Origin of the sequence: Microcoleus sp. F4-D5, assembly GCF_036704885.1 — a bacterium.
Classification (GTDB): domain Bacteria; phylum Cyanobacteriota; class Cyanobacteriia; order Cyanobacteriales; family Microcoleaceae; genus Microcoleus.
The window spans coordinates 112,376-128,952 of the sequence record NZ_JAUBSX010000004.1; the positions used below are offsets into that span (position 1 = coordinate 112,376).

13 protein-coding genes are annotated in these 16,577 nt (G+C 45.6%); 4 read left to right on the plus strand and 9 right to left on the minus strand.

The annotated features are described in order from the left end of the window. Positions 1 to 12: 12 nt before the first annotated feature. Entirely contained in the window at positions 13 to 708 is a 696-nt protein-coding gene (locus tag QUA80_RS03540) for an LPS assembly lipoprotein LptE (protein WP_333421458.1), read from the plus strand. A 200-nt stretch (positions 709 to 908) separates the two neighbouring features. On the opposite strand, the gene QUA80_RS03545 is transcribed toward QUA80_RS03540, so the two are convergent. Further along, positions 909 to 3,203 carry a protein phosphatase 2C domain-containing protein gene (locus tag QUA80_RS03545; RefSeq protein WP_333421460.1) on the minus strand — a complete coding sequence of 765 codons (2,295 nt, stop codon included), beginning with the start codon at positions 3,201 to 3,203 and terminating at the stop codon, positions 909 to 911. Between the two features lie 814 nt (positions 3,204 to 4,017). Here QUA80_RS03545 and QUA80_RS03550 point away from each other — a divergent pair. Next, a complete protein-coding gene (locus QUA80_RS03550) occupies positions 4,018 to 4,476 on the plus strand; it encodes a hypothetical protein (RefSeq protein ID WP_333421462.1) in 459 nt (152 codons plus the stop codon). 222 nt (positions 4,477 to 4,698) lie between these two features. Here QUA80_RS03550 and QUA80_RS03555 read toward each other — a convergent pair whose 3' ends face one another. From QUA80_RS03555 to QUA80_RS03565, 3 genes are all read right to left on the minus strand, one after another. Then, positions 4,699 to 5,043, minus strand: coding sequence for an NAD(P)H-quinone oxidoreductase subunit M (locus tag QUA80_RS03555; RefSeq protein ID WP_332954908.1), 345 nt, complete (start codon positions 5,041 to 5,043; stop codon positions 4,699 to 4,701). A 75-nt stretch (positions 5,044 to 5,118) separates the two neighbouring features. Continuing rightward, positions 5,119 to 5,640 carry a hypothetical protein gene (locus QUA80_RS03560; protein WP_333421464.1) on the minus strand — a complete coding sequence of 174 codons (522 nt, stop codon included), beginning with the start codon at positions 5,638 to 5,640 and terminating at the stop codon, positions 5,119 to 5,121. 280 nt (positions 5,641 to 5,920) lie between these two features. After that, complete coding sequence (locus QUA80_RS03565) at positions 5,921 to 7,657, minus strand: pentapeptide repeat-containing protein (RefSeq protein ID WP_333421466.1); 1,737 nt, start codon at positions 7,655 to 7,657, stop codon at positions 5,921 to 5,923. Between the two features lie 25 nt (positions 7,658 to 7,682). Here QUA80_RS03565 and QUA80_RS03570 point away from each other — a divergent pair, with 25 nt between their 5' ends. After that, positions 7,683 to 8,483 (plus strand): ion transporter, encoded by an 801-nt coding sequence (locus tag QUA80_RS03570; RefSeq protein ID WP_333421468.1) that lies wholly within the window; start codon positions 7,683 to 7,685, stop codon positions 8,481 to 8,483. 26 nt (positions 8,484 to 8,509) lie between these two features. Here the strand turns inward: QUA80_RS03570 and QUA80_RS03575 are convergent, their stop codons facing one another. Both QUA80_RS03575 and QUA80_RS03580 read right to left on the minus strand, forming a co-directional pair. Next, the gene (locus QUA80_RS03575; RefSeq protein WP_333421470.1) at positions 8,510 to 9,886 is read right to left on the minus strand and encodes a HAMP domain-containing sensor histidine kinase; all 1,377 of its coding nucleotides are present in this window, start codon (positions 9,884 to 9,886) and stop codon (positions 8,510 to 8,512) included. 108 nt (positions 9,887 to 9,994) lie between these two features. Continuing rightward, on the minus strand, positions 9,995 to 11,350 hold the full coding sequence (locus QUA80_RS03580; RefSeq protein ID WP_445302197.1) for a sensor histidine kinase: 1,356 nt from the start codon (positions 11,348 to 11,350) through the stop codon (positions 9,995 to 9,997). 540 nt (positions 11,351 to 11,890) lie between these two features. Between QUA80_RS03580 and QUA80_RS03585 the strand changes: the two genes are divergently transcribed. Further along, positions 11,891 to 12,082, plus strand: coding sequence for a hypothetical protein (locus QUA80_RS03585; RefSeq protein WP_333421474.1), 192 nt, complete (start codon positions 11,891 to 11,893; stop codon positions 12,080 to 12,082). A gap of 124 nt (positions 12,083 to 12,206) precedes the next feature. Here the strand turns inward: QUA80_RS03585 and QUA80_RS03590 are convergent, their stop codons facing one another. From QUA80_RS03590 to QUA80_RS03600, 3 genes are all read right to left on the minus strand, one after another. Continuing rightward, positions 12,207 to 12,773 carry a hypothetical protein gene (locus QUA80_RS03590; protein WP_333421476.1) on the minus strand — a complete coding sequence of 189 codons (567 nt, stop codon included), beginning with the start codon at positions 12,771 to 12,773 and terminating at the stop codon, positions 12,207 to 12,209. Between the two features lie 75 nt (positions 12,774 to 12,848). Then, positions 12,849 to 14,417 carry a hypothetical protein gene (locus QUA80_RS03595; RefSeq protein ID WP_333421478.1) on the minus strand — a complete coding sequence of 523 codons (1,569 nt, stop codon included), beginning with the start codon at positions 14,415 to 14,417 and terminating at the stop codon, positions 12,849 to 12,851. A 663-nt stretch (positions 14,418 to 15,080) separates the two neighbouring features. After that, a complete protein-coding gene (locus QUA80_RS03600) occupies positions 15,081 to 16,457 on the minus strand; it encodes an oligosaccharide flippase family protein (protein WP_333421480.1) in 1,377 nt (458 codons plus the stop codon). Positions 16,458 to 16,577: the final 120 nt, after the last annotated feature.

A 16,577-nucleotide genomic window follows, 5' to 3' on the forward strand; every position in this document is an offset into this window, starting at 1 on the left:
GAGGTAAGCTTTATGAAAACAACCACCCTATCTCGCTTAACCGGCATTTCCCTCGCTACGCTAATGCTAGCAGGCGTTTCAGTCAATGCGACCGCCACACCAGCCATTACCGAACCCGCAACCCAACTCGCCCAAGCAACTGCCAAAAAACGCCTCGTAGTCATGGACTTCGACTACGGCACCACCAACAGCTATTACACTTCCTACAGGGGAGTCGGCGCAGCCAAAGGCATCAGCGAACTGCTAATCAACGAACTCGTCAACAACGGCACGTATACAGTAGTCGATCGTAGCAAACTCGAACAAGTGCTCAAACAGCAAAATCGCAGCGGTGCGATGGATGCCGGCACAGCAGCAGAAATTGGCAAGCAGTTAGGAGTTGACGCCGTACTCATCGGCACCATTACCAAGTTTAATATCGACAAACAATCCGGCGGCGGTAGTTTCATGGGAATCGGCGGCGGTTCGCAAAAAACCAAAGCTACCGTTCAAATAGACGTGCGGTTAATCGGTACAGCTTCCGGAGATATTCTTGCCACTGCCAAAGCAGTAGGAGAAGCGGATCAAAGCGCTTCTAATATTTCCGTCAGGGGTATTGGTGGCAATTCCAGCAGTAGCAATGAAGACTCACTTTTAAGCGAGGCCGTTGACAAAGCCGTATCTCAAATGGTGACTAAACTTGCAGAAGTATCTAAGAAATTAGGTTAGAAATTTTGAAAGCTTTTTAGATTTGATATTGGCAAGTATTAAATTCCCAATATCAAATCTAAAATTAAGCCAGCTACTCGATCGGCGATGTTACCAGTTAATCTTAGTTTTGTTTAGAAATCGGCATTTTTATTTCTACTGAATTAGATCAAACTTGCTCAACATACTCAAGCCTTAACAGTTTAATTAGCATTGAGATTTTAGTCAGAATTAACAACGCATTTCCCCTGTTGATTTGGGTTGGGAGTCGGGTTCGACGCTACTTTAGAAATGGCATCTCGTTCTTGAATCCATCCAATTTCCCCCGCTTGCAGCTTGGCGATTGCTACTGCATCAACAGTTGGCTTAACTGCCGGGGAAGGCGAGGGAGTGGGAGTTGTCACAGCCGGAGATGGATTGATGGCGGGTTTTGAAACACTAGAAAAATCTTTATTTGACTGGGGTTTGGGAGAGTTCGACCGCACTATTTCAGGAATCGAGCAAACTTTCAATTCCAGCCAATTGCCTTGAGGCGTAAGCTGTTTGTTTGTTACCTGCAAAACGCTGCCGGCAGGGACTGTTCCTTTGACCGTCAACTCACCAATTGCGACTCGCAAATCCAAGCGATCGCCCTCTTTTCCCAATTGCCCAGCCGCAGAACTTTTAATCTCTATAAACGAGCCTGTTTCTAAAGATTTTACCGGAGAAGGTACAGATTCAACTGTTTTCTCCCGCCTGCTGGCAGGATTAACTAAACCGCGTTTCCCGAAAATCGACTCCCCGGCAGTATCGATCGCCCGACCCACCGGAGGGATGAAAAAATAAGCAAATACACCCCCCAAGCCTAATAAAAATAAAATTTTCAGCAGCAGCGACAATCGGCTTTTGCCTTTGTCCGGTGGCGGTACCAACTCCGTTTTCCCTGCAGAATCAGGATCGCCAAAGGCTGTGTTACCGGTCAAATCGGTTGGCAAATCGTCGGTGTCGATCGTTGGTTCCGGAGGCGTATCTAAAGGTGCGACAGACAATTCTGTAAAAGTATTGCCTTCGTCCCTCAAATGTGCGTGACAGTGAATTAAAGCAACAGTGACGTTATCGTGACCGTTTCTAGTATTAGCAATCTCGATCAGCCGATCGCGCGCCTTCGCCACATCAACAGTACCGTCGAGAATTGGCAAAATCTCTGCTTCCCAACATTCCTCAACCCGGTCTTTATCGCTCAAACCGTCGGAACACAGCAGCAAAACGCAATCATCATCCACCGGAAAACGCTGCACAGTCGGGTGCAGACTGTTGGAGGAAGTAATGCCCAAAGCTTGAATCAGAGCTCCGGCGGCCACTTGTTCCAAAGCATCCCGGTAGAGGGAGTAGCCCAAACGCACCTCGCGGCAAGCTACATCGTCGTCGAGAGTAACTTGATAGCAGCCTGTGCGGGTAATCCAGTAAGCCCGACTGTCTCCGACGTGGGCGACGTATAGTTCGTGTATGTGGGCTAAAGCCATAACTAGCGTAGTTCCCATCCGCTGGCGGCCTTGGCGGTGTTCGCTGTCGTTGCGACCGGCTATCTTGTCGTTAGCAGCACAAGCTGCCCGTTCCAGCTTGGAAGTCAGGCTCAGCGGGTCCCAATTGGCTTGATGCAGGGGCATTTGCTGCAACTTATCGCGCAGCACAGCAATCGCTTCTTCGGAAGCGACTTCGCCGCCGTCTTGTCCGCCGATACCGTCGCAGACGATCGCGCAAGCTTCCGATCCGGGATTTCCTCCCCACACCGTACCGCTGGGCGGATAGCAAGCATCTTCGTTGTGAGCCCGGGATCTGCCCACATCTGTGCCGGTGGCAATCTCAACGTGACGATCGTAATATCTGCCGCACTTTGCCAAAGCTTTATCCAACTGGCCCATCAGTTGTTCGCCGTGGCGCACTTGACCGGCAACCATTTGCTGGCAAAGTTGCCTCAAAAAATTGGCGATCGCCGGGTGAGCATCTTCGAGCCACTGCTGCCACAATTTGCCCAACTGCGACAAATTAGGCGGTTTGCGATCGGGCTGCAGTTCCAGAAACCGCACCAATTGCCCTTCCACCCGCAGCAGTTCCGGAGTCAGCAGCGTCGAAGCCACGCCCTGAGCGATACAAGGCTGCCACAACTGGGCAATTTGCCACAGCCAATTGAGCTGGCGCATCGCCGCGGCCCCTTTCCAGGAGTCGGCCAATTCCGGCATTAAAGATTCCGTCACCTTCAAAATCGGTCCGTTTTCCAGCAGCCAGATATCTCCCGAGAGCTTGCTCGTTTGCGAGGATACCAGCCCGTATACTTGAGGTACGTGTAATTGATAGGCAAACAGTCTCAGATAAGGAGTGACAACACTCGGAATCTCTTCGGGCAGTTCCGGCAACTGTTCGGGTTGAGTATCGACAAGAAGTCGATCGCGCTTGACCAAGTAGCGACCAGCGATCAGATCGCCTGGCCTACACCCTTTGATCCCTTCACCTAAAGCCCATAAGTAGTGTTTTGCCACAGAGTTTTGCATAAGGGTTCCTGACGCCTTTGGGCAAGCGTGCTGATCTGAACTATTTTAGCGCTTGAACCTCGACGGGTTGATACGTGGCGATTATTTGACACCCCCGCTTTCTCAACAGACGGGGATTCTTAAGACTTCGCCGTCCTAATATCCTGATTTTTCAGGTTCCTAGGCTCACAACGTTTGCACTCTTGTGTGCGGAGTGATATCTCCTGACAATGTTTTAGGCGTGACTTTCCCCCAGTCCAGGGGTAGGTTTTAATGTCTTGTACTGACACAAACAGTTTACCATTTTGTTGACGGCCGGATGAATCTTGCGATGAGCTTTCAGGGTTAGACGATCGCGCGACGCCGAAGTCCTCGGCTTGAAAGCACCTTGTTTTCAGCATATTCATGATAGTGGCCATTTCCGAAGAAATCGCCGCTTGAGAGCGAATAGAGATTTTAGACTAACTATAATGGTAGGATGCAGGTACGTAGAAATCACCTCAGCCAGTAGGTATAAATAAATATCAATTCTCGGTTTTCTCGCGCAAGGCGATCCGTGCCTCGTACCCTAGTTTCGCAATAGAAGTTAAATTTAACCTTACCCAAAGACGGATACAAGCCCCCAGGTTCATCTGTGGAGTCAATCTACAATTTACAATCTAACCTCTAACATCTACTGACGGATGTCAGCCCCCGACACGAGTCGTGGAGAGCAAAAAAATTAGATATTAGTGCCAGCCCGCAGATTCATCTGTGGAGTCAATCTAAAATCTCAAATCTAAAATCGACTGACCGGCCTCTGCAAGCTGTTGAGTTTTTAACCATGCCCCCACATGAGTCCAGCGCCTTTCCTAAGAATTTGTCCGATCCGAAGCTGCTGCCTGGAGTTGAGGTAGACGAAATGCTGACTAGGATTAAGCATTCTCACGGTCATTACTACAAAATGATGAATCTGGAGGTTTGGGCGCTCGTGGAAACCTTGGATGGGCTGTTTCCCGGCGCTTGGGGTCAGTTTATGACTAACCGCCAAATAGCAGTCAAACAGTTTTTGGAGCGCGATCGCCATCCTACTAATTTTGCGGCGGTTGATAAAGGGGATGCGGGGGATGCGGGGGATGAGCAAGAAGGAGGAAGGCCCTTGGACTCCTTTCCCTTCGGCTACCGTCAGGGCGAGAGGCTAGGCTCATCACAAGTCGCTCAGGGTAAAAAGAACGAAGAAGCCACGAGTCAGGAGTCAGGGAATCAGGAGTCAGAAGTCAGAAATAAGCAGGAAGAAGAATAAAACCCGATTTTCTAGATTCTCCCGATTTTCCCCCTCTGAACCTTTCGTTGGTATCGAAGTCCAGAACCTTCTCAATTCCCCGGAAGACGGGAGAGGAAATAGAACACTCTTGTCCCCCCTTAATTAAGAGGGGGGCTAGGGGGGATCGAAACTCAGCTACAAGCGACATTTATGATGGGTTTCAATCTTAAGTTGACACAAATGCCGATCGCCCGATCGCCCTTACAGGTGAACTTTGGAATCAACTTGAGGCAATCCCATGCTGTAGTTAACAGCCCGGCCGTTGAGATTGTAGCTGATTTGGCCTTTTTGGAGGAGCGATCGTACCAAGTGCTCCAACTCCGAACCGATGCGGCGGAGGTTGTACTCGGTCAAATCTTCGCCCTCGTAAGCGTCTACGAGTTGGTCGAATTTGGCATATACCTGTTTGACTGACTCGTCGTTCCAGTTAAGTTCGTTATCTGGGTCAATGTCGAGGGTCAAAAGGTCGTTGCTGGGTACGAGTTCGTTATCTTCGAGGATGGCGGTGTATATACGAATATGGCGGGTTGTTGACTTAAGCTGCATGAGTTCTTATGTGTAAAGATTTTTTGCTGAATTAATTGTAATGGCTGGGAGATGCGCGGGGAGGGCGGGCGATCGTCAATTTCTCGGAAGCCCGAAATATTTTAGTTGTGCGGCCGTCCAATTTTTGTAATATTCAGTTTTCTCTAAAGCATCGGAAGCTGGCTTCAGCTTAGAATTTACTTGAACGGTGAAGCCCGGATACGGCATCCTCCTAGTATGAAGCCCGTCAATATTAAAATCTTCTTCGGGATGAGCGTGAAAAGCCAGCAAGCCCAACTCTGAAATCCGATCGTTCAGTTTGTCTGTCAATTCTTTAGTTTGTGGCGCACTAATTTCTGTTTTTTCTGGATGAATTACTACCATTATTTCAAATTCAGAATTGTAAAATTCATAAATTGATTTCATGATAGCAGAATCTCCATTAAACTCAGTCAGCGCTGAAAACCGCTCGATTTTGAATAAAATTTGATTGGCCAAGCGTGCTTTTTTAGTGAAGGGACAAATCGGTAAATCGCTGAAAACTGGATGCGGTAACTCCACAAAATCCGTCATCCATCTGAGGGTAGATTCTATAATTTCCGTGGTAGATTTATTCATCGAAAATCTATGTATTTGATATTTCACAGTAATCATACTCTATTTGTATGGAGGGCGATGAACACCATTGGTGTCAATTTAACGATATTTCCCTCAGTCCGGCAGGGGTTTAAACCCCTGCCTCATAGCAAAAGTCCTCGCTATGAGGACTGAAGAACTCATTAGTCCTCATAGCGAGGACTTTTGCTAAAAGCCCCCTGGAATTCATTCCCTGGCGGACTTTCGGTTAAATTCACACCAATACATTGCCCACCTTGCTTTTTAATATTGGCGATCGAATTTATTCGTGAATTGTGCCATCTGGCATAATTGCGCCTGCGAGTTTTGCATTGTCCAGATTTGCTCCAACCATATTAGCTTTTTTGAGGTTAGTTTTTTCTAAGTTTGCATAGCTCAAATTTGCACCACACAAGTTGCCAGAAGTTAAGTCTGCTTCACTTAAGTTTCCTCCATGTAGGTTAACCCCAGAGAGATTAAACCCACTCAAGTTTTGCCCGCTCAGATTAACGCTCTGTAAGTTTACCCCAATCAAATTTACCCCTGTGAGGTTAGCACCATCCAAGTTTGCTCCAGTCAAATTTGCCCCACTTAAGTTAACGCTACTTAAGTTAACACCACTGAGGTTTGCATAACTTAGATTTGTGCCAGTCAAATTTACCCCACTCAAATTCATGCCACTAAGGTTAACTCCTTGAAGGTTTACCCCAGTCAAACTTACCCCTGTTAAGTTTACGCCACTGAGGGTTGCACCCTGAAGGTTGACTTTAGTTACCTTCGCTTGACTCAAGTCGGCTCCTGTTAAGTTAGCGCCACCTAGACTTGCTTGAGTTAAGTTAGCTCTAGTGAGGTTTGCTACAGTCAAATTGGCCCGATCCAACTTTGCTTCGCTTAAGTTGGCTTGACTCAAATTAGCCTGAATTAATCTTGCATCATACAAGATTGTCTTGGTTAAGTTAGCTCCCCTTAAATTAACTTCTATCAAATCAGCGCTTTGCAAGTTTGTTGAGTTCAAATTTGCCTCTTGCAAGTTAGATCCAATCAAATTTACCCTAGTCAAGTTGGCATTCGCTAGATTGGCACTGCTCAGGTTTGCTTGACTTAGACTGACATTAGAGTCGAGAGTTTTGCCACTTAGATTGACTCCCGCTAGGTTAATCCCTGTAAAGTCGCGTTCTCCGTCTTCATACCGTTTCCAAAATTCCTCAGCAGTAACAGCGGCTTCTTGACTTTTTTGACTAGAATCATCAGTTATTTGGTCAGCATCAGATTCCGTAGTATCCGCATTTACAGGAGTAGCAGCAGGCTGTTCTACCGCTTCGGTAGATGCTGGAATCGGTGTCTCCTCGATCGCCTCTTCGCGCAATAACCGATCGACCCGATCGCTAAACCGCCTCACAACCTCAGCATCATCAACCTTCTCACCAGCATTCGAGCTTTTCAGGGTCGCATTCTCAACATAATACTTATCTACAAAACTTTGCAACCCAGCATTATATCCCTGTCCTACCGCTTGAAACCTCCATTCGCCATTCTTCTTATACAAGCGTCCAAATTCTAAAGCCGTTTCTTGAGAAAAAATCTGATTTAAATTGTACCGAACCAATTCGGTAAGATTATCTGAATTGTAAAGTCTAATAAAAGCATTTGTAACTTGACTAAAACTTTGATTCTTTTCCTGTCCCTCGTGAATAGTCACCACAAACACAATTTCCTGAATCGCCGAATTTATTTTACTCAAATCCAGATAAACAGTCTCATCATCTCCCTCAATTTTTCCATTCCTGCTGTCTCCCGAATGTCGCACCGCACCGTCCGGCGATGTCAGATTGTTGTAAAATACAAAATACTTTTCCTCGGGAATGCGACCGTCCGCCGCTAACATAAAAACAGATGCGTCAATGTCGCAGTTTTGTGCTGTCTGGCTGACTTCCCAACCCAGGGCGATCGCAATTTTACTAAAATTAGGAGTTTCTTTAGAAAGATTGAACCTTTCACCCTTAGTTAATTCGATACTCATATGCGATAATTTCCTTACCTCATAAATGGTATTAATTCTCTCATCTATGTTAACCCGATCGCAAATTGGATTTTATCTCGAAGATATCGAAACCCCCATTGGCAGAACCGTCAATTTAACTCTTACCGGACTCATTCTTTTATCTTCCGCCAGCTTCATCGCCGAAACTTACCCGATTTCGGAATCTGTTAGAATTAATTTCCAAACTCTCGATACTGTTCTTTTAATTATTTTTGCAGTTGAGTATTTATTGCGGCTGTGGTGTGCCGAAAATCGAGTAAAATTTATTTTTAGTTTTTTTTCTATTATTGATTTGCTGGCAATATTACCATTTTTACTGGGATTTGTCAACGTTAGTTTTATCCGAATTTTTCGCTGGTTTAGAATTCTCCGACTCGTCCGCTTTCTGGAATTGAAAATTTCTATTTTCCGCATCAGCAGCGAAGATGGGGCGATTTTTGCTCGGATTTTGTTTACTTTGCTGGCAATAATTTTTGTTTATTCTGGTTTGATTTATCAAGTCGAACATCCGACAAATCCCGAAAATTTTGGTACTTTTTTGGATGCTGTTTATTTCTCGGTTGTCACGATGACGACTGTGGGATTTGGCGATGTTACTCCGATTTCAGAATCCGGTCGTTTTCTGACTATTTTGATGATTTTGACGGGAATTGCTCTGATTCCTTGGCAATTGGGGGATTTGATTAAACAATTAGTTAAAAGTGCCAATCAAGTAGAAGCTGTTTGTAAAGGTTGCGGTTGGTCTGTACACGATGCTAATGCTAGATTTTGTAAAATGTGCGGCACTCAGTTAAATAATGGTTGAGTGTTGAGTGTTGAGTGTTGACTTTTTTAAGCTAAGGGTAACAAAATTTCAAATTCAGTGCCGCTGCCTAATTCCGATCGCATTCTGAATGCACCGCCGTGTTTGCCAGTCACGATTTGATAGCTAACTGCTAAACTGGTTTCTTTGAGGGCGCGTTTTTCGGTAGAGAATGATTCTATGATTTTTTTGTACTTGCTAGGTGACATTCCTGGCCCGTTATCTGATATGCAAATCGAAACCCAGCGAACATGAAGTTTGTCTAAATCGCTCGCAGGTTCGGGACAGCAGACTTTAGTTGTGATTTCAATTTGAGGCTGGCGATCGAAGTCTCTGAGTCCTCCACCTTTAAACTCTTTCGCCAATTCTTGACCGACGGCTTCGTTAATTAATGTATGAATAGCATTGGTCAAGATATTCATAAATACTTGGTTTAGTTGTCCTGCATAGCACGGCACTGGTGGCAGGTAGCCGTAGTTTTTCACTACTTTGATTTCCCTGGTCAAACGACTTTTGAGCAGCAAAAGTATGCTGTCTATGTTGGCGTGCAAGTCGCTGGGTTTGGGATAAATATCGTCGATGTGGCAGAAGTTTTGCAAACTGGTGGCCAACTTGCTCAAACGTTCGGCTCCCGATTTGATGCTGGCAACAGTTCGGAGGAAATCGCTTTGCAAAAAGTCATAGTCGATCTCTTCCTTGAGCCGTGCTATTTCCGGCGGGGGTTCGGTACAGTATGCGTCGTAAACTGAGAGCAACTCCATCAAGTTTTTGCTGTAGTCGCTTACGTAGGTTAAATTCCCCCAGATAAAGCCTACCGGATCTAAAATTTCGTGGGCTACTCCGTTGACTAAACGCCCTAAACTAGCCATTTTTTCGCTTTGAATCATTTGAGTTTGGGCTCTTTCGTAGCGGACTTGAGTTTCGATGCCGCGAATTTGCCAGTAGGCGATGTTTAGCGCGTGAGGGTCTAAGAGGCGGTAAGATTGGGAGTCTATTTGGACTACGATTGGTTCTGACTGCAATTCGGGCGATCGACGCAGAGCTTGTGGAGCTGCTGCCAAAATGGTTGTACTCTCTGGAACTAATAATATTTCGACGCGAGCATAACTGTAGAAAACTTTCAGCGGGAGGTGCAAAAATAGCTCGGGGCCTTGAGGTTTGAGCAAATATTCCAGCAGTTGCCTGCGGGATATCATGCCGGCAAACTCTCCTCCTTCCATCAAGACGACTCCCGGCACTAGGGGATGCTGTTCAAAAATTTCGGCAACTGCGATCGCCAAGCAGCTCGATTTAACCTGAAAGTCATACAGGGGCAAATCCCAGAGAGTAGACTCTAGGGAAAGGTCTTGATGGCTGCCTTCGGAGAGTGAAGGGCCAAGGAGTTTGGAACTGAATTTATGTGCCACTGGAACTTTTAGTTGCCGAAACGCTGAGAAAGTGAAACGATCGCGTACTACTAAGCTAGCCTATGATTTCACCGCAGGAGCCAACAGCCGAAAATATTTTTGAGTGAATCATGTTTTGGGAACTATTGGTAGGAGAATTTCAAATTCGGTGTTTTTACCGGGTTGCGATCGCAATGAAAGTTTGCCGCCGTGTTTTTCTGTGACGATTTGATGGCAGATAGCCAGCCCCATACCGCTGCCTTTACCTGCTGGTTTAGTGGTAAAAAAGGTGTCAAATATGTGCTGGTGATTTTCTGGGGGAATGCCGGGCCCGTTATCGGCAATCCAAATTGCAGCCCGCGTGCCGTCTTCGGTTTCTACGACTTTAGTGGTAATTTTGATTTGGGGCTGCCAGTTGTCCAGGCACTGGGTTTTTATTTCTCGATCGGCTGCGTACTCTGTCAGGGCGTCTAGAGCGTTAACTAACAAATTCAAAAAAACCTGACTCAACTGACCTGAGTAGCCGCTAACTAGCGGCAGTTCGCCGTAATTTTTTACAACTTCTATGCTATTTTTAAAGCGGTTTTTCAAAATTAACAGCGTCATCTCCACGCATTCGTGAATGTCTGTCTCCACTGGCTTGGTCTCGTCCATGTGAGAAAAGTGGTGCAGCCCGTTAACTATTTTTAGCAATTGCGAGGCTCCCAACTCCATCCCTTCTAAGGTGACAGGCAAATCTTCTTGTAAAAAATCAAATTCAATTTCTTCTTTGAAGGCATCTATTCGGGGACAAGGTTCTGAATATTCTTCTTCATAAACCGACATTAGCTGAAGCAAGTGTTCAAAATAGGAAAGCAGAAAAGTCAAATTTCCCCAAATACAGTTCAGCGGATTTCTAATTTCGTGGGCTACTTCGGCTACAATCCTCCCCAAACTCGCCATTTTTTCTGTTTGGATGAGTTTTGCTTGGGTTTGTTTTTGGAGCAACTTATTTGTTAATTGGTGAATTCTTGATTGAGCGACCATTAATTGGTGTACGTCTAACAGTTTGTAGATCTGGGGTGCTATTTCCACTACTACGGGTTCGTAAACTAATTCTGCTGACCTGTAAAGAGATTCCTGAGCTGCTTCTACTATTAATTTACTGCCGGGAACCACTAGCAGATCTTGTTTGGAAAACCTGTACAATACCTCTATCGGTCGCTTGAAAAACATTTCTAATCCGTAGCGACGGTTAATTTTTTCAAAAAATTGCCGCCTGGATATTATGCCGACAAAATTACCCCGATCGGTCAAAATGACGCCGGGCAGCATGGAATTTCCTTCAAAAGCCTGGGCTACTTCTTTTGCCTGTTGAGTTAATTCAATTTGGCAGGTGTAGAGTGGCAGGTCTAGGAGAGTTGATTCTAAGGAGATATTCCAAGTACAAATCTCAGGTATATGCAACACTGATAACTCCGAGCTAGTCTCACGCACAGCAAACATAGATGAAACCCCTGTTAAATGTTGTATTGATGGATAACTTAAGTTGCTATTAATTGGTAACGGGTAATTGCTAACGGGTAGTTGCTAATTTGTTAAATTACAACAGCACCCGATCGGAAAACCCGATCGCACTAGCATTGTCTCCTAAAAATTTTGTTTCTAAATCAATGTTAAACGATCTAAGCTTTTGTGGAACTTACGGAGCACCCGCTGTAAACTTTTTACCATCATATACCCTGCGATCGCCTGTTTGGGGAAAATTTTTAACATTGATCGGGGATTTTTGTAATCTATTATACCATTTTTCTGGTGTTAGAAGGGAATTGGAGAAGACCTCGCGGGTTTCAGTGAATATACGGGCCTGGTTCGAGGGTTCGACGGCCCGGATTGGCGATGGTCGAAGTGACTTGAGGCCCGAACGGTCATTCGATTTTAGATTTTAGATTTTAGATGCAAGGATTGACTTGCGCGAGATAAATTCGGGGGATGCAAGGATTTTAGATTTTAGATGCAAGGATTGACTTGCACGAGATAAATCACGTGGCGGGTACCACCTTTGAAATTCTTGGTCAAGACTGGCGCGGAGGCAAAAATCAGCAGATTGTACAGCAGAAGGAAGTTCGGCAACGGATTCGCAACGGCCGATGTAACGGATGGAAGGCTTTAGTTATCGTCGCCAGAGAAGGAAGAAACAATTTTCGGCAAGAGTTTGGGTCGTTAAAAACGTCTTAACCGTCGGGCGCGCTTGCTATACGACTCAAAAGAAATGCAGCTTTAGGCAACTTCCCAACCTCGATGGTCGTCAGTTTTTTGCAATCTGCAATCTGCAATCTCCAATCTCACATCTCAAATCGTCTTAGGGTTCCACCTCCGGCCAGAGACGTTCTAGCTGATACCGCCAAGCGGCGAGAGTCTGTTCGCGAGACTCTCGCCCGAGTTCCATTTCGCCCATCAATCCCTCTGCGTAGAAACGGTCTAAAGTCTGAAGGGTAGTTTCGACAGACTGTCCCTGCATCTTCGCAGCTTTGATAATTTGACGGATGCGGCTTTCTATCAAACCGCCGAAAAAGTCGGACAAACCTCGGTCTTGCAAAGCCAGCAGTCTGGCGATGGCGGCCGAGAAATCGGCGACGGCGAGTGTGGCACAACTGTGCTGAAATACTGCCCACAAAACGTTTTGATGTATGGCGTAGCGAGTTTCGAGGGTGGTGTCAAAGTTAGCTTCTAGCAGTTTATCGAAAAATGGTTGAGCTTCCTGGGCATCGGCGATCGGCAGCAAAATCCGCAGCCAAGTGCCGTCTTCTGAAAGGAGGACTAACAGGCGAAATTTGGGGGTTTCTACTTGCCAAGAAGTCGCAGCAGGCATCTCAACACTGTCACCAAATAAGTCTTTAAGGGTATTGCTAATTTCTTCTGGAGTCATGATGATTTTAGATTTTAGATTTTAGATTAGTCACCAGTCATTAGTCAGCAGTGCGATCTCAAATCTCAAATTGATTTATGGTAGCCAGCGGGGGTGATAGCCGGCAAAGGGAAGTTCTTCTGGCTGCAGTTTTGCGGGAGAACCGTCTGTGGGTATTTCTACTAAGGGTAGCAGCCAGAGGCGGCTGGTGGCGATCGACTGTCCGCCCGAGTTGCGGGGACTGTCTGCCGCTGAGGGTTTTGCTGCTGTGACTGATTGGTCGAAAATTAATGCCAGCCCGTCGGGAGATAAACTGATTTGGGTATCTAATTGGTTGGGCAAAACCAGCAGCGGTTTGATGGTTCCTACCAAACGAGTGCCGTCTTTTTTAAGGTCGATGGCGGCGATGAAAGGTTGTTCTTTGTAGGTTTCTGTGGTGAGGCGTTGGGTTAACAAACAGTAGAGACGCTGAACTTGGTTGTCTTTGTCTTTGCGGGGGTCAAAATAAACGCCGATAATGCTGCCGGGAATTCGCAATATTTCTTGTTCTGCACCTTGGTTGTCTAAGATGAAAAGCGATCGAGTAAAGTCGCTGTTGTATTTAACATATGCGGCGGCGGAGTTGTCGCGGGCCATGCCCAATACTTGTTCGTATTTTGGCAAAAATTCTACTGGGTCTGCTTCTGGTTTGAGGGGGACGATCGCTAATCCTTGTTTTTGAGATATTACCATCGATTTGCTGTCGGGGCGAATCAGAAAATCTCCACCTTGTTGATTTTCCAAGGGTCGGGGAGGCAATTTTTCTTCCAAAATCCAAGGACTGAAATCGCCGGGATTGCGGCGGTTGACGCGCTGGATAACTATGATTTTTCCGTCGGCTGAGAGGTCGAATTTGAGGTTTTGGTAATCTTTGGCATCTAATAGTTTGTCCAGCCTACCTGCTGGCTGGGGCGGCTGGGATTTTACTCCTGGAGATTGAGGGTTGAGACCGGTTGTGACGGTAAATAGTTCTTGATTTAGGGTGCCGCCACTGCGGGCGATCGATCGATCTGTGGCTGAGAATAAAATGCGATCGCTGTCGGGATACGGTTTAAAATCGGTAACGACTAAATCTTTGGGAGTCAGCGGTATCGGTTTTGAGTCGCTGCTGGTGAGATTTACGAGCATTAATCTGCTTTCTGTTTCCCCTTGGACGCCGATGTAAGCAAAAGCTCGATCGCGGCTGCGAAAGGAACTGCTAAACGGTTGAATTGGCGTTCCTTTATATTGGTTGTTTTCTCCGAAATACTTGTCGGTTGCTCCGGCGAGTTTTACAGTGTAGGTAACGCCGTAGGGTGCTGGATCTTTGAGGGTGTAAGCCATGCGCCTTCCAGCCCAACTAAATTTACCGGGGAGGGGGGGTTCTAGCTTTAAGTTTTCCTCGACGCTGGACTGGTTCATCGGTCGAAAGAAGGTGAGGATAAAGCCGGTATCTTGGGCGCCGATTTGTTTGTTTTCCCAGGTGAATTCTCGTACTCGGGGTGCTGTGCCATCGCCGCTCAGCAGCAGCAGCCCGATTAAGAAGCTCAGCACTAGCATGAGGGCGATCGCCGTGCGGTCGATCGGCTGTTTGAATGGCAGAATAGCTAAGGGTGAAGGATTAATTTTTTTGTTAAAAATACTCACAAATCTTTCTCTCCTACTTCTGCTGAAAATTAACTACCAAATTTTCCCTATTAAATTTTACAGTCCTGGAGGCACTCCCGACCCGAAGAACCCGTTTTTTTTACCGCAGAAAAGGACTGCAATGCGTCTTTTGGTAAAAAACCCGGTTTCTGAAAGTTGTGGTGCGTCCAGGACTGAATTAAAATCACTAGCTTAAATCGGTAGAGTCTGCTGAACGTCCAACAGCCTCCACCGATTTAAGATGTGAAATTTGAGATTTTAGCTTGTAGGGTGCCTCAGAGGTAAAAATTGCTCGAACGAGAGAGGTTTTGACGATCGTACAGCACCCTACCATTTTGCCAGTTGCATCCAGGAATGTTTGAGATTTAAGATTTTTAATCCCATCTCAAATTTCAAGTCGCCAATTCTTTCACAGGTTGACGGGTAACTCTTGCGCTCTACTCATCCTACCAATAATCATGACGACTGCTTAGCTGAGATACCTTCCACTAATCCTTGACGAAGAAATCTATAATGCGATTTTCTTGATAAAAAAACATCAGTTTAGTATACCTCGCGGTCACTCGCGATATTTCTTGTAACAGAGCCATTTGTAAAAAGATCAAGTGCATTACTTTTCTTCTGGTATTTTTTTACTTGACATATAGACAATCTCCTTTTTGTTTATTGAAACAGTGTATTGATTGGAATTAAATCCATGGGTGATATTTTATCGATTGGCAGACCAAAATCAAAAGCCACTCTACACCAAAGTAGAGTTGCCAGTACCCCTAAAAATAGCCCGGTTAATTGAATATCCTGCAAAAAACAAGTTAGTCCTTCTTTCCACAAACCGTAGTTAGTTACTGCATAGGTAGGAAGGTCGCCGAGAGCTACAGCAATCACGGCACCTAAATTACCTTTTAAGTGGTATCCCAGCGGAATACTTATACATAGATTCACAAAAGTCAGCAGATTGCCCATAGCTGCGTACTGAGACTTTCCTACGCCTAACAGACAAGAAGCCATCATATTGTGGAGAGTGGTGTGCCAGATACCTAAAGCCAAGATTGGCATCATCCAAGATGCAGCCCAATACTCTTCCCTGTACAGTATTAAAATTAACTGGTCTCCAAAGGCAACAAAAATTGCTAAACCTACGGCTAACGGTATTAGAATTAGCTTGCGGTTCTTGAGTATCTTCGCGCGCAACTCCTGTCGCGGCAACTCGGCCAGCATAGAAATCGAGGGAAAAATCACCCTGCCGCTAATGGCGATGATGACTTGGCGCGGCATATCGCCGAGAGTAAAAGCGATGCCGTAAATGCCCAACAGTGTTAAAGTAAATATTTTCCCGAGGATGAGTCTGTCGGTTTGAGAACACAAGAAAAACAAAGCCGTAGACAAAAATATCCATTTGCCATAAGAAAATATTTCTTTAGCTGCTTCTTTATCCCAAGCAAAGCGGTTTGACTTGCCGGGAATCAAAAAATGGCTCCATACTAACTCCATTACAGCTCCAGTCAAGCCGCCGGCGATGATGGCCGAGATGCTGCGATCGAACCAGGCCCAGACAATCATTACTATAGTAGAAACAATCTGTATGCCCAACTCAAAAATTACTACTTCCTTCACTGCCATTTTGCGTTCTAGGCTGGATGTGGCTGTGGATTTAAACCCTCCTATTAGGGAATTTATACCTATTACTGGAATCAACCACAGGAGACGGGGCTCTCGATAAAAACTAGCAACTGGCTGGGTAATTACAATCAAAAAAATCCAAATGAAAAAGCTGCGAATAACTTGCAGTGTCCAAGCGGTGTTGAGAAATTGAGGATCTTCCCCCCGTTTGTTCTGGATGATACTTGGGGCCAAACCTATGTCTGTAAATAAGTTGATCCCTGTTATAAAAACGTAGGTTAGACCTACTAGACCAAATAGTTCGGGCAAAAGCAGGCGCGTCAGGATTAGGTTGCTACCGAATCGGATAATTTGACTGCTTCCATAGCTGGCTATCGTCCAGATAGCACCTTTGATAGCTAATTTTTTTTCTGATGACATATAGTTAGAATTTATTTCCTAATTATGAGTGTAGTGGCTGAATTTGCTATTGGCAACTCCTACAGGATACTGCTGCAACTTTTATAGCTGACTGTACAGTATCTTAATTTGTATGCGGAG